At 64.1% G+C, this 206-nt stretch carries 1 pseudogene; it reads left to right on the top strand.

The features are described 5' to 3' along the window. Positions 1–206 (top strand): annotated as a pseudogene (locus tag AF337_RS32995) (TetR/AcrR family transcriptional regulator); the annotation flags it as partial.

Consider the following 206-nt stretch of genomic DNA (forward strand, 5'->3'; position numbering starts at 1 on the left):
GGCCCTGCCGTACTCGGCGATATCTCGCAATGGCAGAACACCCCTGGCTGTATCGCCGCCCTCTCTCGCAGCCTCGACCGTCTCAAGGCCGATGGCGAGATCATCGACATCGACACCGAAACCGCCGCTCGCCTCATCAATGGCGCCAGCAGCCATATGGCGCTGTGGATCGCCAATGCGGAGAGCCCGGAGGCGGTTTCGAAGCG

Source organism: Rhizobium ecuadorense (genome assembly GCF_001187535.1).
GTDB classification, from domain to species: Bacteria; Pseudomonadota; Alphaproteobacteria; order Rhizobiales; family Rhizobiaceae; genus Rhizobium; species Rhizobium ecuadorense.